This is a genomic window from Paenibacillus sp. W4I10 (assembly GCF_030816325.1).
In the GTDB taxonomy this organism is placed as follows: Bacteria; Bacillota; Bacilli; order Paenibacillales; family Paenibacillaceae; genus Paenibacillus; species Paenibacillus amylolyticus_B.
This window is the reverse complement of the sequence record NZ_JAUSXX010000001.1, coordinates 73140-97644: the sequence shown is the minus strand read 5'-3', so window position 1 is coordinate 97644 and position 24505 is coordinate 73140. Positions and strand designations below refer to the sequence as shown.

The window sequence follows — 24505 nt, the reverse complement described above, 5'->3', positions numbered from 1 at the left end:
CTGTCTCTTAATCAACGATTTTCTGTCGCCTTCAACCACAAGGCATCTGTTAGTTGTTTGAACGTTTCACGCATGGCCAGCTTGTCCCGCCAGTGTGCCGGAATACCACTCAGTCCATAATAAGCACCTGCGATCTGCCCATACACAGCACCTGTAGTGTCCGCATCATCACCCAGATTAACAGCTAACAACGCGCCTTCTTCAAAGCTTGACGACTTATGGAACGCCCATAGTGCTGCCTCAAGTGAACGAACCACATAACCACTGCCCTTAATTTCCGGCGGTTCTTTGCTCTGATAGGAACCCATAACAACCTCTTCAATAGCGGGTGAAAAAGTAGGTTCTTCCCTCCACTGTCTGCATGTCTCCGGCATCTGCATGACGTTTTTGTCCGCTCCGCGCAGACCAGCAACAATTATGGCGGCTAGCACTTCACATGCTTCCACACTTTCCGTTGCAGCATGTGTTGTCCGGGAGCTCAACCCAGCATAGTGGACCGCCTCGTTTGGTTGATTGGCGTAAGCCATCGCGACAGGAGCAAGCCTCATAATAGAGCCATTGCCCGCCGTCATCGGGTCAGTTGATCCGCTGTAGGCTTCCCCGGTTATCTCAAATCTCTCCAAGGCACTTCGCGTGGCCCCGCCGATATCGAAGCAGTCGCCTGTACTGCTCATATACCCGACCTTGTACCAATTCGTATATCTGCGCATCTGATCCGCAGGATCGAAGTTTTCATTACGTACCAGACTTTCTGCCAGACATAGAGCCATGGACGTATCATCTGTCCACTGCCCTGCCTCCAGCCCGAATACGCCACCACCCACGATATCCGTTACAGGTTCAAATGTGCCCGGGCTGCTGAATTCCACGGTAGTTCCGAGCGCATCACCCGCTGCAAGCCCGATGAAGCAGCCATTGAAACGGTCCTTTTGCAACATGCTTGTCTTCCTCCCTTACTCCATATACTTTCAGAATCTTTCTTCCATTCTCCCACAGGGCCTGATCTGGCGTAAAGCTAATAAAATCCAATAAATTAATCTCCATTTCTTCTATTATAAAAGTGTCGAAAGCTGTAGAACGGCCAAAATAGCAAATTTTCATAAAAAAAGTTTTATTTTTTTGAGCTGAAAATACAGTTTATTCAGTACACCGCTTACATGCAAAAGGGTTAACGGTTTGCAACGTTCATCATTTTCTGAAAACAAATCATACATATGAAAACTTTCAATGTAAACAATCATGACGCGCTTGACCCCTCGGTTTGTCCTATGTTACGGTTTTATTAGCTTCAAACGCATATTTTTTCCCAAATTAATATTCTTTTTCGGTTTATTGCGTTAACTAATATCCCGCAGGTTAATGAATACAGGGAAAAAATTTGCAGGAAATTTTCATTTTTGTTTTATCCCCAAACTAATTCTGAAACAGGAGGAACAAATTTATGATCAAGGCACTGGTGTTTGATTTCGACGGAACGATTATTGATACAGAGACAGCATGGTATATTGCTTTTCGTGATGCTTACAAGGAACACGGCGTGGATCTAACCCTGGAGATGTATTCACAATGCATCGGTACCAGTTTGAAAACATTTAATCCGTATGAGTACCTCATCACAGATTTGAATCTTCCGATCGATCGGGAAGCGTTCAGGGAATCCGTTCAGTTGCAGCACGCTGCATTGATGAACAAAGAAAAGGTGCGTCCTGGTATTCAGGAATATCTTGAACAAGCTCGTGAAGCCGGACTGAAACTGGCTGTAGCATCCAGCTCCAAACGTGAGTGGGTTGAACAGCATCTGGAACAACTGAAACTGAAAGATTATTTTGAAGTCATTCGTACGGCAGATGATGTTGCAAATGTGAAGCCTGACCCGGAACTCTACACTCAAGCGCTTGAAGCCCTTGGAGTAACTGCAGACGAAGCCGTAGCGATTGAGGATTCACCTAACGGCGCGCGTGCAGCTGCTGCGGCTGGTATGCACTGCGTAGTCATCTCGAATACCATTACAGGAACACTGGAATTCGATATGCCTCACCAACGGCTGTCTTGCTTGACTGACCTTACATTTAACGATTTGATTTCGAAGCCACTCGTCACTACCGTCTAAGGTCTGCACGAATTTCGCGATTTAATCCTTAAAGGGGGAGTTCACACATGAAAGCTGTACATTTTGGTGCGGGCAATATAGGCCGCGGTTTTATCGGTCATATGTTGTCCGCTTCCGACTACGAAGTCTGCTTTGTCGCACGTAACCCGAAGAAAATCTCCATGCTTCAAGAGAGACAGGAATATCCGATTACACTTGCCAATAACGATCAGGACACTACGATTGTCAACAACGTGACGGCGATCAATGTGAATGAGCAAAATCTGGTTGCTAAAGAGATCGCTTCAGCCGATGTGATCACAACCGCGGTGGGTGTATCTGCACTCGGAGATATCGCCGAGCCGATCGCCAAAGGCATTCAACTTCGCATGAAAAACAATAATCAGGCTCCACTGCATATTATCGCTTGCGAAAATGCCATCGGTGGTAGCACCAGGCTGAAGAAACGCATCTATCCATTTCTGGATGAACAAACTCGCAAAAAAGCCGAACGTTATGTTTCTTTCCCCAATGCAGCTGTGGACCGGATTGTTCCGGCTCAAAACCACAAAGACCCGCTGCAGGTCACTGTTGAACCTTTTTACGAATGGGTCGTTCATCGTCCAGCACTTCTGGATGGATTTAAGAAAATAGATGGCGTCCACTATGTGGATTCGCTTGAACCTTATATTGAGCGTAAAATGTTTACGGTCAATACAGGCCACTGTGTCGCCGCATACTTCGGCTATATCGAAGGATTCAACACGATTAGACAGGTCATGAGTAATTCCACCCTTCGGGCCAAGGTACGCCATGTTATGGAAGAGACGGGTCAGATGCTCATCCAGAAGCATGGATTCAACGCACAGAAGCATAACAAATATATCGACACCATACTGGAACGCTTCGCCAATCCCAACCTGACGGATCAGGTCACCCGGGTTGGACGTTCCCCCCTTCGCAAGCTTTCGCCTCATGATCGGCTTGTTCGCCCAGCGCTGCAGGCCAGTGAATTCGGAATTGAAATTCCTCATTTAACTTCTGCTATGGCGGCCGCAATGCTGTTTAATGACAAACGCGACGAGGAAGCCATGAAGCTACAACACATGATTCGCGAAGATGGCGTCTCCGCCTTCATTCGTGAACGCATGGGAATTCCCGACGAACATCCCGTTCATCAGAATGTAATCGCCCGTTATCAAGAACTTAGAGGGCGCAAGGAATCGACTATACTGACCTGAGTAACTCTGATCAGGGCATGGGTTCGATCCTGCAAACTGAATAGAAGCACGGCTAAGAAGCCGGGAGGAACCTATGCAGCCGCATCGCTCTTTCCGGCTCTTTGTCTATGCACGGCGTGGCACGGCACATTCTATCTGTATTGTAGTAACGTTAATAAAACAGCGCATCTCCTCTCTCAAGGAAACACGCTGTTAGGAAATCTTTTTAATTTACTACATCGTTTGGCTCAGCCTTGCAGGCTCATCCCTTTTCTACTCATTCATAATGGAATTGAGGGATGCATATGCCATTGGCAGGAAACCTTCCGAAGGTTCACCAATAGGTGCTTGGATGTGGAAAATGAAACCATTGCCGTCCAGTTCTTTCACAATAAAATACTCTGTCTTCTTATCATTCTGGGACATCATGTACAATCTTGCATCCTTCATCGGGCCGTTGCTGAGTTGTTCAGCCGTTAACTGCTTCACTTCTCCGGTCTCGGACAACTCTTCCTTAGCATCCATCTTCAGCGCATCCAGATTGTAATTCGCCGGCAACTTCTCAATCTCTACCTCATAATCCGGATCAATCTTCATTGTTAATTCATGGTCTTCCGCATCAAAAGCCATCGGTTCAAACACATACAGTGAATAACCTTTCGCTTGTGCCAGTGTCACTGGGCGTTTCTCGGTCATTCCTTCTACCGTCACTTCCAGCTCTGATGTCTTCGGACGATCGGACGTTACTGTACCGCCTGCATTGGAACCGTTATTGTCATCACTCGATTCCATCTTTGCAATCTCTGTAAGTACCAACTGTTTTGTTGTTGCATCAATTTTTTTCTCTACATATTTGAAACGAACGGAATCTTCGTCATCGATATCATCCAGAGACTTCTGCAGATCTTCGCTCACTTGGAATGACATCGGCTTCTCATTCACTCGAATCTCAACGGTATGCGGATCAGCCCAGCCGGTCAGAATACCTTCTGCTTCTATTGCAGCACTTTCATTTGGTTGTTGCTCCGGTGCTGGTGACTGTTCTTCCGTATTATTCACCGGTGGCTGTGCAGCAGGATTACTGTTCCCACAGGCCACAAGTGCGAATCCCATAAGTAAAATCAGGAATGATGCACTGACTTTCATTGTATTTCCTTTTCGCATATGAACACCTCCGTTAGCTTATACGCAATGATGCTTGTCCATGTTGCTTCTCATCCATTGGCTTGGCTGTATACTAGTACTTACACGGGAGACAGGCAGCTCAATCATGCAAAATGTCTGAACAGGTGCTGAGTTTCTCGACTTAGCTGGCCTGATCCATCTGTACCAGCTTGGCATTGGCTCCGTTAAATGCTTTGGTCTGGAGGTTAAATTGCTTGCGGAATTCAGCAAGCTTCGCATATTCGCTATTCCGTACCCGAATGGCTCGTTTAATCTTAACCAGATTAGGTTCTGCACTTTCTCTCATCAGATCATACAACTGCTCATCGGCATTCAGACTCAACTGATACGAAGCAACAAAATTTTCCAGTGCACGCGCTCTTGCTTCATATTGATCCAGCACCTTTTCAGCCTGTGCCAACGTTTCTTCTTTTTCAAATGATAGTTCTTTCAATGAACTGCGCAGGGCCACCATCTTCTCGTTGGTCTGTTTCATGGCCTCTTCCGCCTGCTTCAACAACGTTCTTCGTTCATGAATATGACCTGCTGCCTGATCCAGCAGTGCTTCGAGATCACTGTTTTTGTTCTTACCTTTGTCCAAAATAGACTTGTATAATTTCATATCTTCCTGCTCATGACTGGTCAGCGTCTTCAAACTCTGATCGATCTCCTGACCACTGAGCACCAATTGGTTTATCTGATTTGCCGCAGGCTCCTGCGGATCTCCACAACCACTTACCAGCAGAATTAGCAATACACTAACTGCCGCAAGCGCCACTTTTTTACTCGTTAGCACTCAAGTCCTTCCTCTCTTGCATCATCATCTTGTTGATCTATTACAAGCGGCTATCTCCGCTAAAATTGGCTACCCAGTGTGCATCCGGATCGTATACTTCGAACTCGTAACCCCGATCCTCGAGTAGCTTCAGAATACGCGGTAAAGCCTGAACAGTCTGCTCGCGCTCGTGCATCAGAATCACTTCCTTATCCCGATGTACACTTTTGCTCACGCGGGCCACAATCTTATCCGGCTGACCGGGAAGATTCCAATCAAGCGAATCTGTCGTCCAGTCCCACATTTTGAACCCGGCCGCAGCAATGTCACCTCTGAACTTTTCACCGATCTGTGGACTGCTGCCATATGGTGCACGAATCAGATGAGGCGTAAAACCAATCAGGTCCTGCACCATCTTCTGCTCTTTCTTGAATTCTTTCACAAAGTTTGCCGAGTTGCCGCTCTTATACAGCTTTTTATAGTTATGTGTCATGCTGTGGAGTCCAGGATAACTGCCTTCTTTCAACAGCCGTTTCACTGCTTCCGGATGCTGATTCAACTGACGTCCGATCATGAAAAAGGTAGCCTTTGCCTCATGCTGCTTCAAAATATCCAGCAGTTGTTCTGTATATTCAGTTGGCCCATCATCAAACGTTATGTATGCCAATTTTCGAACCTGACCCTGGAACCGTGCCGGTTCCTCCTTCGCATCCGGAGTAACTTGTATCATGCCGAGCTTGGCGGGCTGTTCTATTACAGTAATCGGAGGCGGCGCCACAACGCTTTTGATCCAATGCGTCATGCCAAGGAATACATATGTAATACCGGTAACGAACAGAACCAGAAGCATTAGAGCTATGCTTACCCTTCCATACCGGATTTTTCTTCGTTTATGTGTTTTCGTGCGACTTGTGCTAGGCGGAATACTGCCACGTTCTCCCGCTCTCTCTTGTTGAACTCTCACTGTCATGCCACTTCCTTACTTTCATTTTTTCCCGATTATTGGTATATTATCTCGTTTCATGTCTCTATATAGAAGATTAATAGAAAAATGGATCGGGAGAATGACAGAATAGTTACAAGCCCGGTTACAATCTACTTATCTCTTCGTTCTCTTTATCTTTCCTGCGGTTACCTTCTCCTGTATAATGAAGTGATTTACGCCATCAGACTTCAAGAAGGAGCTACACCCATGACAAGCTTGAACCGTGCCGGCAGATCCATCTATCTGTTATTCTTTGTCGGCATTATCGCCATTTCTTTTTCTTCGATCTTTGTACGCTGGTCTACCGCAGATGTTGCGGTCATTGCCATGTACCGTCTATTTCTGACCAATCTGCTGATGCTCCCGTTTGTCTGGAAATACAGACATGAGATGATGCGGCTGAGCCTGCGGCAATGGGGCTTGCTGCTTGCATCCGGTGTGATGCTGGCCCTTCATTTTCTGCTCTGGATGGGTTCACTGCGGCTCACCAGTGTTGCCAGTTCCACAGTTATTCTCGCGCTGGAGCCTATACTGATTCTTGCCGGTTCGGTATGGCTGTTCAAAGCCAAAATTAACCGCATGATGATTATCGGCATGGGGATCGCCCTGTTTGGATCAATCGTCATTGGCGCAGGAGATTTCCAGTTGGCAGGTACTGCTCTGCAAGGTGATATCCTGTCTTTACTTGGCACAATTGCAGTCGCTGTCCATATGTTGCTGGGTCAATTTTTGCGAGCGGGACTTAGCGCATTCTCGTATAACTTCTGGGTGTTCTTCGTGGCAGCTTGCACGCTGGCGGTATATAATCTGATCATGGGCCATCCGTTCGGAGGTTACGCTGCGTCAGAGTGGGGAATCTTCCTGCTGCTCGCCATTGTGCCAACGATCTTTGGACATTATCTCTTCAACTGGCTGCTTCAATATATGAATGCCACGACGGTATCCATGGGCGTACTTGGGGAACCCGTATTCTCATCATTACTGGCCTGGATGCTGCTCGGCGAATCCCTCAGTGCATTACAGATGTCTGCCGGGGTCGTCATTATATTCGGGGTATGGATCTTCATTCGATATGGTAAAACCAAACCTCAGATTGCTTCAACAGAAGCCTCTGTTGCGGGAAAAGGGCCTATTGAACCTACAACGGTATAACGTATTTTTTCGTAAATCATAGTAATAAAAGACTCTACCACTCTCATAAGGCGGTGTATTTTGATGAAAAATGTTGTATCTATGCGCTGGCTGCTCGCCAGAATGTATGAACCGGATGTCGTCATTGCAGATTGCCGATTCTTGCTCGGTCAGCCGGAGGCTGGAAGACAAGCCTATGAAGCTGGACATATTCCAGGAGCTGTCTATCTCGATTTGGAAAAAGATCTGTCTTCTCCTGTGTCTGCGCACGGAGGACGTCACCCACTTCCTGATCCGGCTGTTCTCGCAAGTCGACTCTCCAAAGCTGGCATCGGCTCCAATAGTAGAATTGTTGCTTATGATGATCAAGGCGGCATGAATGCTTCACGGTTATGGTGGCTGCTTCGCTATATCGGTCATGAACAGGTGTATATTATGGACGAAGGTTTCTCTGCTTGGCAAAATGCCAAGTTCCCGGTGACCCAGGATGTGCCCGTGCAGATCCCGTCTTCCTTTGAGGTGAACGTACAGCCGCAGATGCTGGCAAGTGTGCAAGATGTGCAACAAGCTTCTGTAACTGGCAGTACTGTGTTGATCGATTCTCGCGATGCCCGCCGTTATGCGGGGTTGGAGGAACCGATTGATGCCAAGGCCGGACATATTCCGGGGGCGTTGAACTATTTTTGGAAAGATGTGTTGGATTGGGATGGACGTTGGACAGATACTGGGGTGTTAGAAGAGCGCTTCAGTAGGCTGGACAAGGATGGTGCAATTATCGTGTACTGCGGTTCTGGCGTCTCGGCTTGCCCGAACGTGATTGCGCTGGAAGAAGCCGGATTCTCGAATGTGAAGTTGTATTCCGGAAGTTGGAGCGACTGGATCAGTTATGATGAGAATTCGGTGGCTACAGGTAATGCGGAAGCACACAAAGACGCATAGCAGTGTATTGATGTTGAATACATCGCCAGGTGGCTTATCTGCCCCGGCGATGTATTTTTCTATGTTCGGAGTCAACATCGAGTTAACAACACCACCCTGTAAGTATTTACAAGCGCACAGAAGTAGACATCAAGGGGTAGCTTTTTTTTGATTCTTGATAACAGAAAAACGTGATGGACATCTGTCCACCACGGTCGAATAATGAAATCTATTATTGCTTTTTACTTAACGATACATTTGCTGTTAACATCTTGTCGATCGTCGTCCAGTTTACATAAGCACCTAGTATTTCATTAATAACAGCAACCGGAACTACGGTTTCGCCATTTAAAAGCTTTGGTACGTTACTATTGAACACTAGTTTATCGTTAATTGAATACACATCTGAACCAATTTGAGCACTTATATCTTTCGTACCTAATTTGATTTGCGTTGTACGCGTCTTATGATCCCATACTACTGTACCGCCCAATAGCTCCGAAATGGTTCGAATCGGTACGTAGAACTCATCATTATGAACAACCGGTTTGATTGACGTACCACCTACATTCATGGCAACGTCAACATATTCAAGGAAATCGGTCTTTCGAATGAGTCCATGAACGCCTTTTGTTCGGTCCACGACCTGAGATACTTCGTAATCTGTTGCCGCCGATAGGTACGCATAAGCTACACTTCTATCCATATCAAGCTTATCGGATAAGAATTGAATCGATTCACGTACTGATTCTTTCATAGCTTCATCCAAATCAGGGTCCAGTCCAATTGGAATCCAATAATCCTCTGTTTCAGCAAAAGGTTGCGTGAATTCTCCACTATGCGGTAGTGATGGATCACCTTTCTTCAACACCGTTAACCGAACTGTTCCCCTCAAGGAAGCTTCCAATGCAGTTAACGCCACTTCTCCATCTCCTTGAGCAAAGTGCGGATCTCCAGTATAGAATAGCCCGCCTTTAACTTGGATCGGATAATAAATAGTTGCACCCACACCCAACTCATTAATATCCATATTCCCTCCTGTTTCAATAGGTGGGATCGAACTCACAACTTCACTGGTATTAGGTGCAACCCCCATAACACCTAGAAACGGGTTAATTGGGAAACGTACATTTTTGCCAGCTTTTGTTGGTAATACTCCATACCAATTGCCGTTGATTTCTTCAATAGGCGTAAATATAGATACATTATTATATAATTCCGGTTTTGTTGCGCTAGCTCCCTCTTGCGGGCCTGTATTTTCTGGAAATTCGTTAGGAAGGGCCCCTTTACCATGGCGGTTAGAAATGACACCATACGGAACTCGAGTCTGCAACGAAAGGACTTCTACTTTAAGAACATCTCCTGGCTCCGCTCCCTCAACCGCTACTGGCCCAGTGATAATATGAGGTCCGTCTTTTACATAATCATGCTTAATCTCAGAAGCCGCAATTACCTTCGCATCATCCAACACTCCATCGGGTGAGATACCGAACTTGCCGAAGTACTCCACTGGATTTCTCCCTTGATCCTCGATCAATCCCTCATGCGATACCGTATCAAATGTTACCGCACTTCCTGATGGTACAGTAAGAATCGGAGAGCTGTCTCGATTAGGCAGTGATCCCCAGCGAATGTTCTCAATCGCAGACGTTACATAATAATCACCTTCTACCTTATCGATGGTTGTTGGTTGCAGCGGCATACTAAAGCCCACTGAAGGTAGAGCAAATGTAAACATACTTATAATCCCTACTGAAACCCCAAATTTCTTAATGGTTCGGTTAATAAACATTACACTCCCCCTCTATTCTATGTAATATTACCTAACATAAATACACACTAACATATAAATATATTTACAACAATATTTTTTTGTAAATAAACATAACATTATAGAACTGTATATAAAAATAACCTTTATGAAAACAAACTATATGTAAATATACTTAACACAAATAAGTCATGTAAAACTTAAATACGTTTAGTAAACTTGAGGATCCTTCTTCAGAGATTCGAACAAATAAAATTAATTTGCAGGAAAATTATGTATGTATTCATGTTTCTGAACCCGCCGTAGGAATACTACTACACTCCGATTCAGGCATAATCACCTGTCCGCACGTGCTGCACTGGAAGAAGCGGGATTCTCGAATGTGAAGTTGTATCCCGGAGGCTGGAGTGACTGGATTAGTTATGAGGAGAATCCGGTGGTTACTGGGGAAAAAATAAAGACTAAGAACCCGCGTCTGACGCGGGCTTCTTTGCGCTTTCATTGTACCCATGCATTTTAGGGGCTTACCTCTCCGACTTCTGTAACGTTTAGATTCAGCTTATGTTTTCGGCATACTTCGTAAAAATCTTTTGAAACAATGGGCTTGAAGATGTTTATATAATCCAGTATAAAAAATTCATGCTCGCCAATTCGCTCTTCATGAAGGCAGATGGAGGATACAACTTTGACGATCTTACGTGGAGGCTGTTGTACAGAAGCAGCAATGACCGCTTTGCGCCCATATTCCGAACGTTCATAATCGAAAACATCCAAACGATCAAGCTGATGTGCAGTCCAATAGGTTTTTTCAACCGAACGACCGTCGTGGTAACATACCGTTGTCGGAATAAACTGGATCTTTGTTTGCTTTTCCTCCAACAGCGTTTTGAAACGATCTGATACGTGTCTTGTTCCTGTGATTGTCTCAAAATAATCTACATTCAGGTTGCGCACCGAAGATAGTAACTCAACCTCTGCGGTTGTCCCCTCTGGCAACGGGTTCTCTACCGCCAGATAATTCATATCTAATTGGGGAGTGAAAATCGTTCCACCACTAATAAACCCTCTACGTGGATATTGAGATTCCAGAAAATAATAGTTCAAAGAATGATGTCTCCTTTCCGGATGAAGTACTTCTCAATTTTTACGGTTGTCTACTCGTGCGTGAAGTAATGCTCTAAACGGGATTTTGTTGTTGATTGAGGCATATAAATCATGATTCGCTGATCTGGTTCATTTGGAAATTGAAGGGTGACATGCTCAAATTCAATAACTCCAAGAGTAGGATGCAAAAGCCTCTTGTAGCCGTCAAGGGAGCTTGGCACTTCGTGATACTGCCACATCCTTGTAAAATCAGCACTTGTCCCCTTCAGATCTTCGATTAACTTGTCGAATGAATCATCGTTCAGATAGCGTGCTCTTGACGTTCTAAACTCGGCAATCATTCTCCTTGAGACACGTTCCCAATCCTCTGATCCCTCTTTCCACACAGGATCCGTAAATTGGCGCCACATCAAATTATAGTCATGCGGAGGTGACACCTTATTAATCGTAAATACAGCATCTGCCGCTTTATTCCAAGCGAGAAAATCCCACTTTTTCCCGATTACATAGGCCGGATTAGGGTTCAATTCATTCAGCATGTCCTGAATGATTGAGGAGGCAGTGATTCTCCAGCAAGCAGAAAGAGATGCCTTCGCTCATTGGGTGTCAGCTTGAGCGCCGAAGCCAAGCTGTCCAGTACACCTACCGCTGGACGGATATCACGACCTTGCTCAAGACGCGTATACCATGAGAGTCCTATGTTGGCGATCCCAGCGACTTCTTCTCGCCGCAAGCCTCGCGTGCGACGACGATTGCCAGGCAAAAGGCCGACATCAAGGGGAGAAAGAGAGGAGCGTAAATCTCTTAAGAAATTACCTAGCGCTAAACGGCGCTCACTATCGTTCAAGTAAAACCTCCCCCTTATCCTATCACTTGCAAACCCACCATCAAGCAGGTTCTCGTGACCATTTAATAGTCAAAGTATAGTTAAGTCAGTTGATGAGATCAACAATTCCAGGCAAGGAGAATGAATATGACAACCATTGCAGGACAAATGTTGGCGAGCAAGGTAGTAATGATTACAGGTGCGGGGCGAGGCATTGGAGCTGAGGCAGCAAAAGCTATGATGGAGACTTCGGGGTCAGGCTCTATTGTTAACACCAGCAGCGTAGGTAGTTCTGAAGGGGAATCCGGGATTGGGAGCTTACGGGGCATCTAAACGAGCGGTAAACAGTCTGACTCAAACGGCTGCGGTCGAATATGGGCCAGCGGGTATCCGTGTCAATGCAATTGCTCCGGGAACCACAATGACGGATATGATTCAACAGTGGGTTTCCATTAACCCCGACATTATTGAACAAATTAGTGCTAAGACACCTCTTCGACGTCCGGCTGAACCTATTGAGATTGCTAACGCAGCCGCTTGGTTGCTTAGTGATTATTCATCTTTTGTTACCGGGGTAGTTTTGCCTGTAGATGGTGGACTTAGTGTATAGAGATTCGGTGGATACCGGAGAGGAATAGAGTAAATGCAAAGGAGCCCACATCCAACGATGCGGGCTTCTCGTCATGCTACCGATTAATCAAAATACTTCATCTGCATGTTGCTAAATACTGCCGTCCCTCCTTCAGCATACAGTGAGATTCCACGGTCATCCCATTTTGGAAAAATGACATTGGATAGCACCAATGAACCATCATCAACAAAGACCTCGATACTGGTCTTGTCTACCAGAATCTTGAGATGAACCTTGTTCTTTTCGGAAGCAAATGCCGCCTGACTCTCCAGGTATCGGCCACTCCTGTCAGGATTTCCGGTAAAGGCCCGGTTCACATAGACATAACCGTCTTCTACATTGACGCCTGTATCCACATGTCGGCTCTGGTCGTTGGATTCACGAAGCCTTAAACCAATATTATTGATCTTGGTCCACGATATATCGGCCTCAAGCTGATATGAATCTCCCGTCACATGAAGTGCATGAGATCCCTTCACTGTAATCGGTTTAAAGGCAGTCTTCGAGACCACCGCCTGTTCCAGAGACTCAATCGGTTTTGAGGTCAGTCGATATTGACCCGTTTTTGATGTAATAAGTTTAATTTCACGAACAATCGAATCCATGCCGTTGTAACCTTCCTGCAGTGTCGGCGTATTATTGGCATAGCTCCAGTTATTCATCCAGGCGAAGGCGTAGCGGTGATCGGTTTTGTCACTGCTTGCCCCATCTTCAAATGTAACTCCCCCATACCAGTCGAAGCCATAGTCCAACCATTGCGGTTCATGCAGGTCTGGAACAAACTCTTTGCCATTGAAGCTTCCGGTCCAGTAAGCATAGGTATTCGGTTGACCCGATGATCTGCCGTTGGCGCTTACGCCGAGCAACCATTTATAGGTTCCGTTATCTGCCCGCATCACAAATAGGTCAGGACATTCCACCAATCCCACATTCTCCGTGAAGAAGCCGCCGGTATATCGCCAATTTTTCAGATTAGCTGATTCGTAGAATCCAATCTTCGTCCCTTCAGCCAGAGCCATAACCCATTTCTTGGATTGCTCATTCCAGATGATTTTAGGGTCCCTGAAATCCTTTTGTCCCGGATTCTTTAGCACCGGTCGATCTCCATAAGACTTAAACGTTTTCCCTTGATTGGTACTGTACCATAAGTATTGTTCCTGCTGTCCACTGCTCGCAGAAGGCTGTGTCACAATGGCAACAAGCGCACCTTTGCCAAAACCGGCTGTACCTGACTCATCCACAACCAAGGAGCCTGACCATGGATCACCGTTCCGGTTCGTGTATTTGGGGATTGCGACTCCTTCATCCTTCCAATGAACCAGATCGACCGATGTTGCATGACGCCATTCCGTACCATTGCCTGTAGGGTAATCACCGTTATACAGATAATAGTAGTGGTACTTCCCGTCCAGATATATCGGTCTTTGGGGATCATTCTTCCACATGTCTGGCGTTGTAAAATGAAAGCTGGCTCTCAGACTCGCGCTAGGAGAGGCTACTCCCGTATCCACTGTAGGCCATACGCTTTTGGTCAGGATAGGAATGACCGTGAAAGCGAGCATGATCACAGCACAGACAGCAGACCATATGACCATTTTCTTTCTTATTTTGTTATTCATAACAGATACCTCGTTTGTAAAAAAAAGAAAATGCCAATAGATATCGACATTTTCTTTCTTTTAGACTCTCTGTGAAATTTGTTTATTCCACTGTTAATTGTCCTTGTGCCAGAATGCTGTCCTTCACTACAGATGTTTTGGATCCTTTGATATTCACCAAGAAACTTGGTGCGAAGGTAGCATGATGGTCTTCAAACATTCCCCGGTTGGTCATATAACTCGTGATCACTACGTTGTTGCCTTGCACCTGCGGAATAGCAAAATGTGCGTAAGTCCAGGTAACATCCTTAGGATCCAGATCTTGATGCAATACAAGTCCAGTACCATTCAACGGCTTGTACGGTCCTGTCAGAGAATCAGATACATATCCCAACATGTAGATATCTTCAGCATCGACACCATCCACAACCATTTTGGCTCCTCTTGTATCCGTGAACAAATACCATTTTCCATTCAACTTAAAGACATTTGCGCGTTCAATTTCATCGGTTACCGTATTGGATGCAATCAGCGGCTTCATCACTTGTTTTAAGCTATAGTCGTCATTCAGTTCAATGATCCCCAAAGCACCATTGGCTAAGGAAGCCAACTTTTTATTAGGACTTTGCAGCAATCTCTCCCTCTCGGCCTGGAAGAATTTCTTGCTTCCTTCGTAGAAGACCCTGTTATTGAATGCATCCTCGCCCTGGTAGCCCGTCTCTGTTCCAGTATTGGCTTCGAAAACAAGGTATTTGTGACCTTTATCTTCCACGTAGTGTGGATCTCTTAGCGTATGATTGTCGGAATAATCCCCACCGCTGAAAGCCTGATCCACGGTTTGATACATTTTGCCGTCACCATCAAAGATCGACTTGAAATCTTCAACACCATCCACCTTGAGCGTGTCCTCTGTAAGTTCGGAGACATTGATTTGAGCAGTCGTCAGGGTTTGCTTGCCATAAAATCCGTTGGCCGGGTCCCAGCCATGACGATTGGTGTAGAACAGACGAATATGGCCATCCGTAGTTAGCGTAGAAGAGCCGGACCATTCCTCAGCCTGCTGATTCAGAATTGGGTCATTGGGAACATCCTTGTCGGTGTTTTTGAACACTCTGCCAGCATTTTTCCAGGCATCAATGGATGTGTCCCCTACTTTTTTGTAGAACATATAGATGAATGTGTCCCATCCCCGATCCGGGTCACCCGCCAGGCCAAAAACGATTTGATAACCATGATAGTCAGCCACGGTACCATCTGCATTCTGTAGTGGCCAGGTATCCCACACATCCATGTCGATGACATTACCATTCTCATCATATCCTTTTGCAGAAGGAAGATTTTGGATAGTAGACGCGTCAAACTGAGGAACCTTGAATCGTTCTTTGATTTGTTCCTGAGGGATTTTCAGGGCGTCTGTGCGTGTAATATGCGAGAAACCATAGCTCTCTTTGTAGTCTGAACTTTCTTTTGCAAAAGCCGAAACTCCCCCACCTGCCAATAATGCTGTTGCAAACGTTACTGCTGTCATTCTTCTCATCATCTTCTGGAAATTCATTAGATGTAACCCTCTCTCTTGTCATTTTTTTCCGGAAAACAGAAAAAGACCTAAAAATCGTTAGGGTATGGTGGATACACCGATCCCAACGGACTTTTAGGTCTTGCCTGCTTACCAGTAACAATCCCGACATATTCAACTGTCGATAACTATTCTATATGGTCGGATCAAAACTTGGCTATAGATCGAAACTCCCGATTCGAATCAAGGACCAGAGACTCAGTTTACCAAGCATCCGAATCATTCTGAGGATGGATGAAGTCGATGATCTATCCGATTGATCTCCATAGCGATCACAACCAGTTGGCTTTCGGTAAAGGCATACCCATAATCCTCTTCAACCATTTCACCGATCTCGCGGGCCTGTGTATATGCTTCGGTAAAATTCATCTTTGCCATCGCTACAAGCTCCGGATTCAGTTCATTACGGAGTCTACCTGATTCATCCGTTTGCAGCATATTCTCAAGCTGGGTCAAAAGTCGCTCATAGTTCGCAGACCGTCGATCCAGCACACCAGCAACTTGTCCTACACCTTCCGCGATATCCCTAATCATGGCCGTCTTTTCCGGAGCCTTATGGTGCATGCCCGCATTCTTCCAGGCAGTATGAATATGCATGGCGATATAACCAACCTCATCATCCGGGATGACCACCTGCAATTTCTCGTAGATCAAACGCTTGGCATGAAGCCCAAGCTGGAACTCTCTTGGATAGAGAATACGAATCTCCTCAAGAAGCGTATTCCGAATTTCGATTCCCTTGCCAATCCGCTCCAAGGCAAACGAGAGATGATCTGTAAGAGCAATATGGATATGCTCATGAAACGTGACACCCAGTGCTTTCTCGGCAAATGTGATGATCTGCTGCGTGACCGCAATTTCTTCCTCAGGCAGGGTGCCCAGCATTTCCTGAAGGTGGTTGTACTGTTTCGGATCAGTCATCACAAACACTTTTTCAACAAGGCTTGGGTCTACAATATCATTTTTTCCTTTTTGGAAAACAACACCCGGTCCCATGACAATTTTCTCTTCTCCATGATCGTTAACCACAGCAGCGTTATTGTTAAGTATTTTTTTGATCTTCATGTTAGTCTCCTATGCCTGTTCGTTAAGTTTATCAGCTTCTGGTCGAACAACACGATCCACACCGAGCAATAAGGTAACGGTAAAAGCCGTAGCCAGAGCAAGCACCAAACCTATGAGATAATGAACAAGATTCATCAACCCTGGCTGTACGCTAAAAGCGATCATCGGCAATCCGGTTAGCCCAAATGAATTGGCGACAACCTGATGAAAAGCGACATATGCCCCTCCGGTGGCTCCTCCGGCAGCGGCACCCAGAAAGGGGCGCCCAAGTTTAAGATTCACACCATAGGTGATTGGCTCTGTGATACCGAACAGCGCGGTGATCGAGGCAGGCAATGCTATTTTCCTCAATGCTTCGTCCCGGGTTCTGGCATGCACTGCAAGACCAGCACCTGCTTGCGCGATATTCGCCATGGACCAGATCGGAAGCAAGAAATTGAAGCCGATATCCGGATTGGAAATCAGTCCAACTTCCACAGCCTGAAACCCGTGATGAAGGCCGGTGATCACAATGGAGCTGTAAACCCCTCCAAGCAGAAGACCAAAAAGCAAGCTCCCGTAGTTGAAGACGTGTTCCAGAGTAATCCCCAGTGAGCGGCCCAGACCAAGAGCAAGGGGTTCTATGACCAGTACCGCCAGGCTTCCCGCGATGCTAAAGCTTAAAAATGGAACGAGAAGAACAGCTCCGGATGACGGTAACCATCGGCGCAGTCCTTTCTCAATTATCGTTAGCATTAGCGTCGCAAGAACGGTTGGGACTATGGCTCCCTGATACCCGAATTGTGGTGATAGGGGCACAGCTTGAGTCAAGGATGGCTCTCCACCGATTTCGGTGAACGAAAGAATCCCCGGATGAGTCATGACAATTCCCACAGCGGCACCAAGTGCCGGGGTTCCCCCGAACCGCTTGGCCGTGTTGTATCCGAAGAGAACCGCCATCAGCTGGAACGCTGAGCCCGTCAGCAGTGACAGAATCCGGAACCACATTTGGCTCGGATCATCCCAACCGAATGCCCCCGCAAGTCCCAAGAGACCCAACAGCAGCCCAGCCCCAACGAAGAGCGGAATAATGGGTACAACGATATCCGAGAAAAATTGGAATGCGTTCATCAACCTGTGTAACAGAGATCGTGAATGCAGCCCCTTATCATTGGATGACCTGCTGGTGGTAGTCTCGGACGGCAGTGGATAGGAATCAGTACGATTCACTTCGTGCAACCCTGATGTGACAGGTCCATTCGGGCTGTCTTCTTGTGGTATGGACGAAGCAGTTAACTGAAGCATGCCATTCACCTGACGATTAACCTTAGAGACAAGAGCGGGTCCCAGGATAATCTGCAGTTGTCCAGCACGAACGTACCCCCCTTGAATTTCCTGTATACCGTCAAGACGCTCTTGTTCCACCAGATCACTGTTCTGCAATCGGAGTCGGAGTCGCGTCGTGCAGTGGGTGCTTTCGATAATATTGTCCGTTCCTCCAGACAATTCAATAATTTTCGTGGCCAATACCCTCGCGGAACTGTGCCTCTTTGTGACACTCCGGTCATCCTGCTGCATGGATGCTCCTCCCTGTTCCTTAGCTTTAACGGACATCGAAGGATCGACCATCTATCTATTGAAAATTGATCTTCTTCAAAAATAACAATTCCGTCATTTATGGCAATATTACTATTGTGACCACTTCACTTTCCAAAATCAATGGTCAGTAAATACCACTACTATGAGGATAATGGCTTATCTTTGCTGTTCATCCAGATCTAGCAGAGCGTCCAAACCAAATTCGAAGTGTATTCCAGGAGCTGGAGTGTAAAAGGCTTATACGGTGTAATCCGTAGGCCAAATATGACTAGATGTAAACGAAAAAAGCTGCTTTACAGTATAATCTCATTGTCTCATTTGATGTCAATAGAGAGTCAACTTGCATGCAAAATAGGGGCTGGGTCACTCACGAACGCGAGTACCCAGCCCCTTGCTTTGATATACATATAAATATACAGACCTTAATCAACACTTTAACAGATCGAAAAGAAACAGTCTATATTTTTGGAAAAATGTTCTATATATTTAGGTTGCTGGCCGGCAAAATACAGATGAAACGGAGTATAAGTCGATGATGTTCAACAACCATCTTACTCGTGAAGAATTACAGGATTATGTGCACAATGTATTTGGTGCCAGTTACTTCATAACGCAGTGCTCAAGAATTCATGGCGGTGCACAAAAAGTCATTTACAAAATTGACTGCACGAATGGTTTCACGTGTATGCTGTACGTTTGGGATATTTCCAGCAACTATTTTCAGGAAGAGATCTTGAATGACCCCACTTTCCACAGTTCCTATGGCAGCGAACTTTTCTCTTTGAATACTCGCTTTCTCGCTCAACATGGAATTCGAACACCAATCTTGTATGATCTTAATAACGATAGAGTCCGACATGCTTATGATTTTGCTCTTGTTGAGTATGTAGATGGACAGAAAGCCGAAGCCTATTTCCAGCATAAAAATCACAAAGATTGGGATGAGTTGTTTCAACGGATCAGGGATATGTTGTCTAATATGCATGACATCCAAAGAAATGTTTATGGAAACGCCAACGATAACAGCAAAAAAGCTGGACCTAGCTACAAAATTCAGCGGTTGGATGCCGAAACAGCCTTATCCTATGCATCCAAGCACATGACAGATATAAGGGAAAATAACAAGAGACTGCTTGAGAAACTTTACGAATTGGAAGCAGCAATTCAACCCAGAGATCTCTATAGTTTCATTCATGGAGAGTTAGGTCCGGATCATATATGGATAGATCATGCTATGCAACCATGCCTTATTGATATTGAGGGTGCAGGATTCTTCGATCTCGAACATGAGCATAGCTTTCTGGAGTTTCGATTTGGAGACTTTTATCACTACTTAAAAAATAATGATCTCGACCCGGAGCGGATGACATTTTATCGATTTTGCCATCATTTGTCCTTGATATCAGGAGGATTGAAACTGCTTCACAGACAATTCCCCGATCAGCAATTCGCAAGAGGCCTCGCGGAGTATCATGCCAGATGCGCAGTTCAGATGCTTATGTGATAAGAACCACAAACATGAATATGGATATAAGTCTGAAAGGAGATTTGAACATGGAATTTATTTACGAAGATGAAAGACTTGCCGTGAGCGTTATTCAAGCCATTCACACTGGAGATATTCCAAGATTAGAGCAACTGCTGGCAGAGAATCCGGGATTGGCAAAGATAAGAATATTGGAAAGAAAGCCTGACAACGTAGATTCAGACTCCAGTACCTCTCGAACGCTGCTGCACGTAGTGACGGATTGGCCGGGGCACTTCCCTCATGGAGCGGATACCGTGCGAGTATTGACCAAGTTTGGTGCGGAAGTGAATGCTCCTTTGGTTGGTCCAAACATCGAGACACCTTTGCATTGGGCTGCAAGCTCCAATGACGTTCAAGTGCTTGATGCCCTTATTGATGCTGGCGCAGACACGGAAGCGCCTGGCGCGGTGATCGCCGGTGGCACGCCGCTGGACGATGCTATTGCTTTCGCACAATGGGATGCAGCACGGCGCTTGGTTGAGCGTGGTGCGATCTTTGCCCTTTGGCATGCGGCCGCACTTGGAGATATTCACGCCATACAAGAATATTTTAACGGAGCCAAACTCCCGGAACGTTATCCTTGGGGAACAAGCACCTCCCCTTCTCCTCCCGATGCAGTAACCGTTGCCTTCTGGTGTGCTTGCCATGGAGGTCAAAGAGAAACAGCCGAATACCTGCTTGACCGAGGCGCCGAACTGAACTGGATAGCCAGCTGGGATGGAATGACTCCACTGGACACAGCAAAACGTAATTTTTCATCCGAACTGATCCCGTGGCTTGAAAGTCAAGGTGCCAAATCCGCTAGCGAGACTCACAGGTAGAAGAATAGCTAGCATGGAATTGCCAATCGCCAGCGACTTAGTTATGAGGAGAATCCGGTGGCTACTGGGAAGTATAAAAGACTCCAATAAATATACGCAACGAAAAGTACATCACCACTTGAGCGATGTACTTTTCGTTGTGTGGTGATTCTAAAACCGTGAGACGCGACAAGGGTCTAATTCATTTCTTGATTTGCCATCAATAATTTCACTTGCAGCCAGATTCGCAATCAGCGGCGCCAGCGTAATTGCAGAATGCATTAGCGTCAGATAAAGTCCATTCATGTGATCATGGAAGCCCACAATCGGATAACCATCTTCAGGCATGGGTCTCCATCCAACCTTTATGCTTTCCAGTTCCAGTTGATTTCCGTGCTTGAGACTGCGACGCAATGTGTCGTAAGCTCGCTTACCGACCGCCTGTGGTCCGTTTTCCTCCGACTCGTCGATATAATCTTCCGCAGCCAACAGCGTATAATCTGTCAGTTGACGCGCTTCAAATTGCGCATTGGAGATTAATGTGTGTATCAGTTTATTAGCAGTTTTCATCCGAATCAGAATCGAAGGTGACGAAGTTACCGGTACGTGACAACCTAACGGGTTACAAAGTTCGGGTGCACCTGTTCCTGCCGCCAATACCACAACATCCGACTCCACAAAACCCTTGGACGTATGAACACCAACCAGACGGGAACCCTCTTGCTTCAGCTGTGTAACGTTGGTGTCGAACTGAATCTTTGCTCCGTACTCTTGCGCTTTGCTCAACAACAGCTCCGTTACCGCAATAGGGTCCACCGCACCTTCTTCGCTGACAAACATGGCTTCATCCGGATATTCCTTCAGATTGGGCTCCAATGCCTCAAGCTGCTCCCGGTTTAAGTTTTGAAAGTGTTGCTCCCTTAGAGGCGGAGTGTCCCAAGTTAGCGCGCCATGCCAATGAATTTTCAGTTCAGACAACTCTTGCTGAAGTATGTGATATTCTTCCACAGCTGCATCGTACAAATGCCAGTATTCAGGAGCCACTCTATGCGTCGTATGTATCCAGGCAAATGATTTTTCCGTGACTTCACGCGCCGCGGCTGAGTGCCGTTCAATAACAGTTACATCCTGATTTCGTTTGGCTAGTTGATAGGCCATACACGCCCCAACAATGCCTGCACCAATGATCACAATTTTTTGTTTATTCAATACTAACTCTCCCTTGTTACCCTATCACCTCAAGGAATCAATTTTCCGAAGTTCGGATGGGTTTGCTCCTTTTTCGTTTTCTTTGCCGTACAGCTTCTCCATATGCTGCATATGGCCGGCCCCCCAGTCGCTCATTGTCTGGAGCACAGGTTTCATGAGCTGTCCGTACTCAGTAATCGAGTATTCGACCTTAGGCGGAATTTGGGCATATACTTCCCGATGCACAATATCGTGATACTCCAGTTCTTTTAACTGCTGGGTCAGCATCTTTTTCGAAATATCCGGAATGGCTTTTTGTAAATCTCTGAACCGCATTGTACCGTTGCTCAGCAGGCGTAGAAGAATCAAAGATTTCCATTTACCTGTGAGGATATCCAAGGCAGTTCCGAATTTGCAATATACCGTCATTCTTATTCCTCGCTCTCTAATCATGCCAAGGTTTACTTTTGGTTACCTGGTTAGGTTTAAGTGCCTACTTCCAGATTGGGCCTTCTCACTTTAGTATAGAGGCAGATATTGAAATCGAACAAGTGAGGGGATAAGAAAAATGAATGTAACGTTATGGATCGTACAAATCATATTGTCACTAGGTTTCGTATATTCAGGATGGATGAAAACCATTCGTATCGAGTCGTCAAAAAAGACCTGGGCCTGGGTCAATGATGTGCCAAAAAGTCTAGTTGTTCTGATCGGTATCGCGGAGCTACTAGGAGCGCTTGGCCTAGTTTTGCCTTGGGCGCTGAACATCACTCCGGTGCTTACACCCATCGCCGCAATCGCTTTGGCTGTTGTCACACTGCTTGGAATGCTGTTTCATATTCGGCGTAAAGAGTACCGGGAGCTCGGCGTAAATATCTTTTTTATAGTTCTTGCGTTGATCGTAGCATTTGGAAGACTATAAAGGAAACGGTGAACCGAACCGATGCGCTGTGCATTACGAACCCCATGTTTCGGGTGCCTGGTTTCCGGTGAACGAACCGCTATCGGCCTGTGTGCCACATCCCGCCATAATAAAGACCATGCACATGGAGAATTCGGCGATTTGCTTTAGATCATGGAGAGGTCATGACATCAAACATTTTTCGCCTTTATACTCGAAAGTTATGAGAAGAATCCGGTACTACCGGGGAATGTTTTGGAAAGTGGCAAAAAGCCACTAATATTATTATATAATAACCTCCCCACATAACAGGCTGGTTTCAACAGCTCATAGAAGGAAGACAACCCTCTATTGAAAGAAACCTTGAATGTACAAGAGCACATACTCATCTGGAATGGTGCAGTAGACAGCCTAAAAAAACGAAGTCAAATTTAGTAGACCATGATGAAATGTACGAGACGAGGAGCAATCCTCGCCTTTTATGTTTTTGTATAGTTCTTGTCTTTCAATTGAAGAGAGTTTGAGAACAAAAACGCTACTTATATATAGCATTGTTGCATGTGAAGAAGCATGGACAGAATACATACCTGTTTACCGACGAAGCCTTCGATCTGATCCAATAGCGCTATGCTCTCCTAGTTGTGCACACACATAGACAGGGACCTCTCGCCATATTGGCAAGGGTCCCTGTCTAACAACTTGATATATATAATTTTTCGTTAAGTGATGGTAAGACCTCCGCTTGCATATCCGCCTACGGTTGTAGCCACATCAATTCCGGCTGTTACTGATGCTGAGAACACCATAAGCAGGCGGTCACCGGCAGATACCGGAATACTCAGTCCTGTAGTCACTCCGCTGGATATTGTCCCCAGTGCCAAAACCCCGGTCAGTGGAGGAGCCAAGGTTACCAATGCTCCCGGTACAGCTGTAAAGGAGTTATTAGGTGTAGTGGATCGGAATAATTGTGCAGTTAAGGTTACTGTAGATCCAACCAAACTAAGTCCGGCTGTCATGCTGAAATAAGCGGCCAGTGAAGTAATCGTTCCTGCACGCGATGCCGAGAAAGCAAAGTTAAGCAATGTGCCTGCAGCGCCTGTGAGATCAATAATTCCTCCGCTAACACTTACTCCGGTAGCACTGTTGCCAAAACCAACTAAACTGGAAGTATTCAAAAGTCCACCCAAAACTGTAGTCAACACAACGGGAAGTCCTGATGCATAAGGAATAATTGTTCCAGAACCTGTCGCACTCGTAGCCCCGGTTGCACCTGTTGTGCCTGTTGCTCCTGTTGCTCCGGTTGCACCTGTGACTCCCGTGACGCTTGGGATTTCACCCAGCAACTCGGAAGAAACCAAACGATGGGCTGTTACCAATGCGCCTGTGCTGCTCTTACCCCATACGGATACTTGAACAGGATCATTAACCGTCGCTGTTGTTGTAAAAGTAAACTCGAAGGCATCAAGATTCGCAAAATAGTTGTTGGTTACTACTTGATTGGGTGCGATGTCAAAAGACTCACTGACATACAGGACCCTCATTCCACCACTCATGTAATACCCTTGTATTTGTACGGTTGAGGCTGTGACATTACTACGGTTATCAATCCTGACAGTAACTGTCTGAGTCGGTCTTACACCGCTAACAGCATTATTTT

Annotated in this window: 24 protein-coding genes and 1 pseudogene; 10 read left to right on the top strand and 15 right to left on the bottom strand. The window is 45.9% G+C overall.

Annotation, left to right across the window (positions count from 1 at the left end):
- Positions 1-11: 11 nt before the first annotated feature.
- Positions 12-938 (bottom strand): ADP-ribosylglycohydrolase family protein, encoded by a 927-nt coding sequence (locus QF049_RS00400; protein ID WP_307534070.1) that lies wholly within the window; start codon positions 936-938, stop codon positions 12-14.
- Positions 939-1441: 503 nt separating this feature from the next.
- On the opposite strand from QF049_RS00400, the gene QF049_RS00395 reads away from it, so the two are divergent.
- A complete protein-coding gene (locus QF049_RS00395; RefSeq protein ID WP_047843848.1) occupies positions 1442-2110 on the top strand; it encodes an HAD family hydrolase in 669 nt (222 codons plus the stop codon).
- Positions 2111-2157: 47 nt separating this feature from the next.
- Positions 2158-3330: a mannitol-1-phosphate 5-dehydrogenase gene (locus tag QF049_RS00390; RefSeq protein WP_307534067.1), complete on the top strand. Its 1173-nt coding sequence runs from the start codon at positions 2158-2160 to the stop codon at positions 3328-3330.
- A 252-nt stretch (positions 3331-3582) separates the two neighbouring features.
- Here the strand turns inward: QF049_RS00390 and QF049_RS00385 are convergent, their stop codons facing one another.
- From QF049_RS00385 to QF049_RS00375, 3 genes are all read right to left on the bottom strand, one after another.
- On the bottom strand, positions 3583-4473 hold the full coding sequence (locus QF049_RS00385) for a hypothetical protein (RefSeq protein WP_307534065.1): 891 nt from the start codon (positions 4471-4473) through the stop codon (positions 3583-3585).
- Positions 4474-4615: 142 nt separating this feature from the next.
- The gene (locus tag QF049_RS00380) at positions 4616-5269 is read right to left on the bottom strand and encodes a YkyA family protein (protein ID WP_307534063.1); all 654 of its coding nucleotides are present in this window, start codon (positions 5267-5269) and stop codon (positions 4616-4618) included.
- A gap of 40 nt (positions 5270-5309) precedes the next feature.
- Positions 5310-6218, bottom strand: a complete 909-nt coding sequence (locus QF049_RS00375; protein ID WP_307534061.1) for a polysaccharide deacetylase family protein — start codon at positions 6216-6218, stop codon at positions 5310-5312.
- Between the two features lie 222 nt (positions 6219-6440).
- Here QF049_RS00375 and QF049_RS00370 point away from each other — a divergent pair, with 222 nt between their 5' ends.
- Positions 6441-7385 carry a DMT family transporter gene (locus QF049_RS00370; RefSeq protein WP_307534059.1) on the top strand — a complete coding sequence of 315 codons (945 nt, stop codon included), beginning with the start codon at positions 6441-6443 and terminating at the stop codon, positions 7383-7385.
- 63 nt (positions 7386-7448) lie between these two features.
- Complete coding sequence (locus QF049_RS00365; RefSeq protein ID WP_307534057.1) at positions 7449-8303, top strand: sulfurtransferase; 855 nt, start codon at positions 7449-7451, stop codon at positions 8301-8303.
- Positions 8304-8514: 211 nt separating this feature from the next.
- Here the strand turns inward: QF049_RS00365 and QF049_RS00360 are convergent, their stop codons facing one another.
- Positions 8515-10074 carry an acetamidase/formamidase family protein gene (locus QF049_RS00360; RefSeq protein ID WP_307534055.1) on the bottom strand — a complete coding sequence of 520 codons (1560 nt, stop codon included), beginning with the start codon at positions 10072-10074 and terminating at the stop codon, positions 8515-8517.
- Positions 10075-10379: 305 nt separating this feature from the next.
- Here QF049_RS00360 and QF049_RS31315 point away from each other — a divergent pair.
- A pseudogene (locus tag QF049_RS31315) lies at positions 10380-10573 on the top strand (hypothetical protein); the annotation flags it as partial.
- Here QF049_RS31315 and QF049_RS00355 read toward each other — a convergent pair.
- Genes QF049_RS00355 through QF049_RS00345 form a run of 3 tightly spaced genes read right to left on the bottom strand, consistent with a single transcriptional unit; the run spans position 10570 to position 11920 of the window.
- Positions 10570-11157: an imm11 family protein gene (locus QF049_RS00355; RefSeq protein WP_307534053.1), complete on the bottom strand. Its 588-nt coding sequence runs from the start codon at positions 11155-11157 to the stop codon at positions 10570-10572. The pseudogene QF049_RS31315 and the gene QF049_RS00355 overlap by 4 nt on opposite strands.
- A gap of 50 nt (positions 11158-11207) precedes the next feature.
- Positions 11208-11696, bottom strand: a complete 489-nt coding sequence (locus QF049_RS00350) for an MmyB family transcriptional regulator (protein WP_307534051.1) — start codon at positions 11694-11696, stop codon at positions 11208-11210.
- Positions 11690-11920, bottom strand: a complete 231-nt coding sequence (locus tag QF049_RS00345; protein WP_307534049.1) for a helix-turn-helix domain-containing protein — start codon at positions 11918-11920, stop codon at positions 11690-11692. Before QF049_RS00345 ends, QF049_RS00350 begins: the two co-directional genes overlap by 7 nt.
- A gap of 210 nt (positions 11921-12130) precedes the next feature.
- Here QF049_RS00345 and QF049_RS00340 point away from each other — a divergent pair, with 210 nt between their 5' ends.
- The gene (locus QF049_RS00340) at positions 12131-12316 is read left to right on the top strand and encodes a hypothetical protein (protein WP_307534047.1); all 186 of its coding nucleotides are present in this window, start codon (positions 12131-12133) and stop codon (positions 12314-12316) included.
- The gene (locus tag QF049_RS00335) at positions 12294-12593 is read left to right on the top strand and encodes an SDR family NAD(P)-dependent oxidoreductase (RefSeq protein ID WP_307534045.1); all 300 of its coding nucleotides are present in this window, start codon (positions 12294-12296) and stop codon (positions 12591-12593) included. The genes QF049_RS00340 and QF049_RS00335 overlap by 23 nt, the downstream gene beginning before the upstream one ends.
- An 83-nt stretch (positions 12594-12676) precedes the next feature.
- Here the strand turns inward: QF049_RS00335 and QF049_RS00330 are convergent, their stop codons facing one another.
- The 4 genes from QF049_RS00330 to QF049_RS00315 form a co-directional block, all read right to left on the bottom strand.
- Positions 12677-14233, bottom strand: coding sequence for a glycoside hydrolase family 32 protein (locus QF049_RS00330; protein WP_307534043.1), 1557 nt, complete (start codon positions 14231-14233; stop codon positions 12677-12679).
- 82 nt (positions 14234-14315) lie between these two features.
- A complete protein-coding gene (locus QF049_RS00325; protein ID WP_307534041.1) occupies positions 14316-15767 on the bottom strand; it encodes a glycoside hydrolase family 68 protein in 1452 nt (483 codons plus the stop codon).
- A 240-nt stretch (positions 15768-16007) separates the two neighbouring features.
- A complete protein-coding gene (locus tag QF049_RS00320; protein WP_307534038.1) occupies positions 16008-16853 on the bottom strand; it encodes a PRD domain-containing protein in 846 nt (281 codons plus the stop codon).
- Positions 16854-16862: 9 nt separating this feature from the next.
- Positions 16863-18446, bottom strand: coding sequence for a PTS transporter subunit EIIC (locus tag QF049_RS00315; protein WP_307534036.1), 1584 nt, complete (start codon positions 18444-18446; stop codon positions 16863-16865).
- A 517-nt stretch (positions 18447-18963) separates the two neighbouring features.
- Between QF049_RS00315 and QF049_RS00310 the strand changes: the two genes are divergently transcribed.
- Positions 18964-19935, top strand: a complete 972-nt coding sequence (locus tag QF049_RS00310; protein ID WP_307534035.1) for a phosphotransferase — start codon at positions 18964-18966, stop codon at positions 19933-19935.
- Between the two features lie 50 nt (positions 19936-19985).
- Entirely contained in the window at positions 19986-20780 is a 795-nt protein-coding gene (locus tag QF049_RS00305) for an ankyrin repeat domain-containing protein (RefSeq protein ID WP_307534032.1), read from the top strand.
- A gap of 150 nt (positions 20781-20930) precedes the next feature.
- Here the strand turns inward: QF049_RS00305 and QF049_RS00300 are convergent, their stop codons facing one another.
- Both QF049_RS00300 and QF049_RS00295 read right to left on the bottom strand, forming a co-directional pair.
- Positions 20931-21968 (bottom strand): NAD(P)/FAD-dependent oxidoreductase, encoded by a 1038-nt coding sequence (locus QF049_RS00300; RefSeq protein WP_307534030.1) that lies wholly within the window; start codon positions 21966-21968, stop codon positions 20931-20933.
- 24 nt (positions 21969-21992) lie between these two features.
- Complete coding sequence (locus tag QF049_RS00295) at positions 21993-22376, bottom strand: winged helix-turn-helix transcriptional regulator (protein ID WP_307534028.1); 384 nt, start codon at positions 22374-22376, stop codon at positions 21993-21995.
- A 139-nt stretch (positions 22377-22515) separates the two neighbouring features.
- On the opposite strand from QF049_RS00295, the gene QF049_RS00290 reads away from it, so the two are divergent.
- A complete protein-coding gene (locus QF049_RS00290; RefSeq protein ID WP_307534026.1) occupies positions 22516-22869 on the top strand; it encodes a DoxX family protein in 354 nt (117 codons plus the stop codon).
- Between the two features lie 698 nt (positions 22870-23567).
- Here the strand turns inward: QF049_RS00290 and QF049_RS00285 are convergent.
- Positions 23568-24401 (bottom strand): exosporium glycoprotein BclB-related protein, encoded by an 834-nt coding sequence (locus tag QF049_RS00285; protein WP_373428188.1) that lies wholly within the window; start codon positions 24399-24401, stop codon positions 23568-23570.
- Positions 24402-24505: the final 104 nt, after the last annotated feature.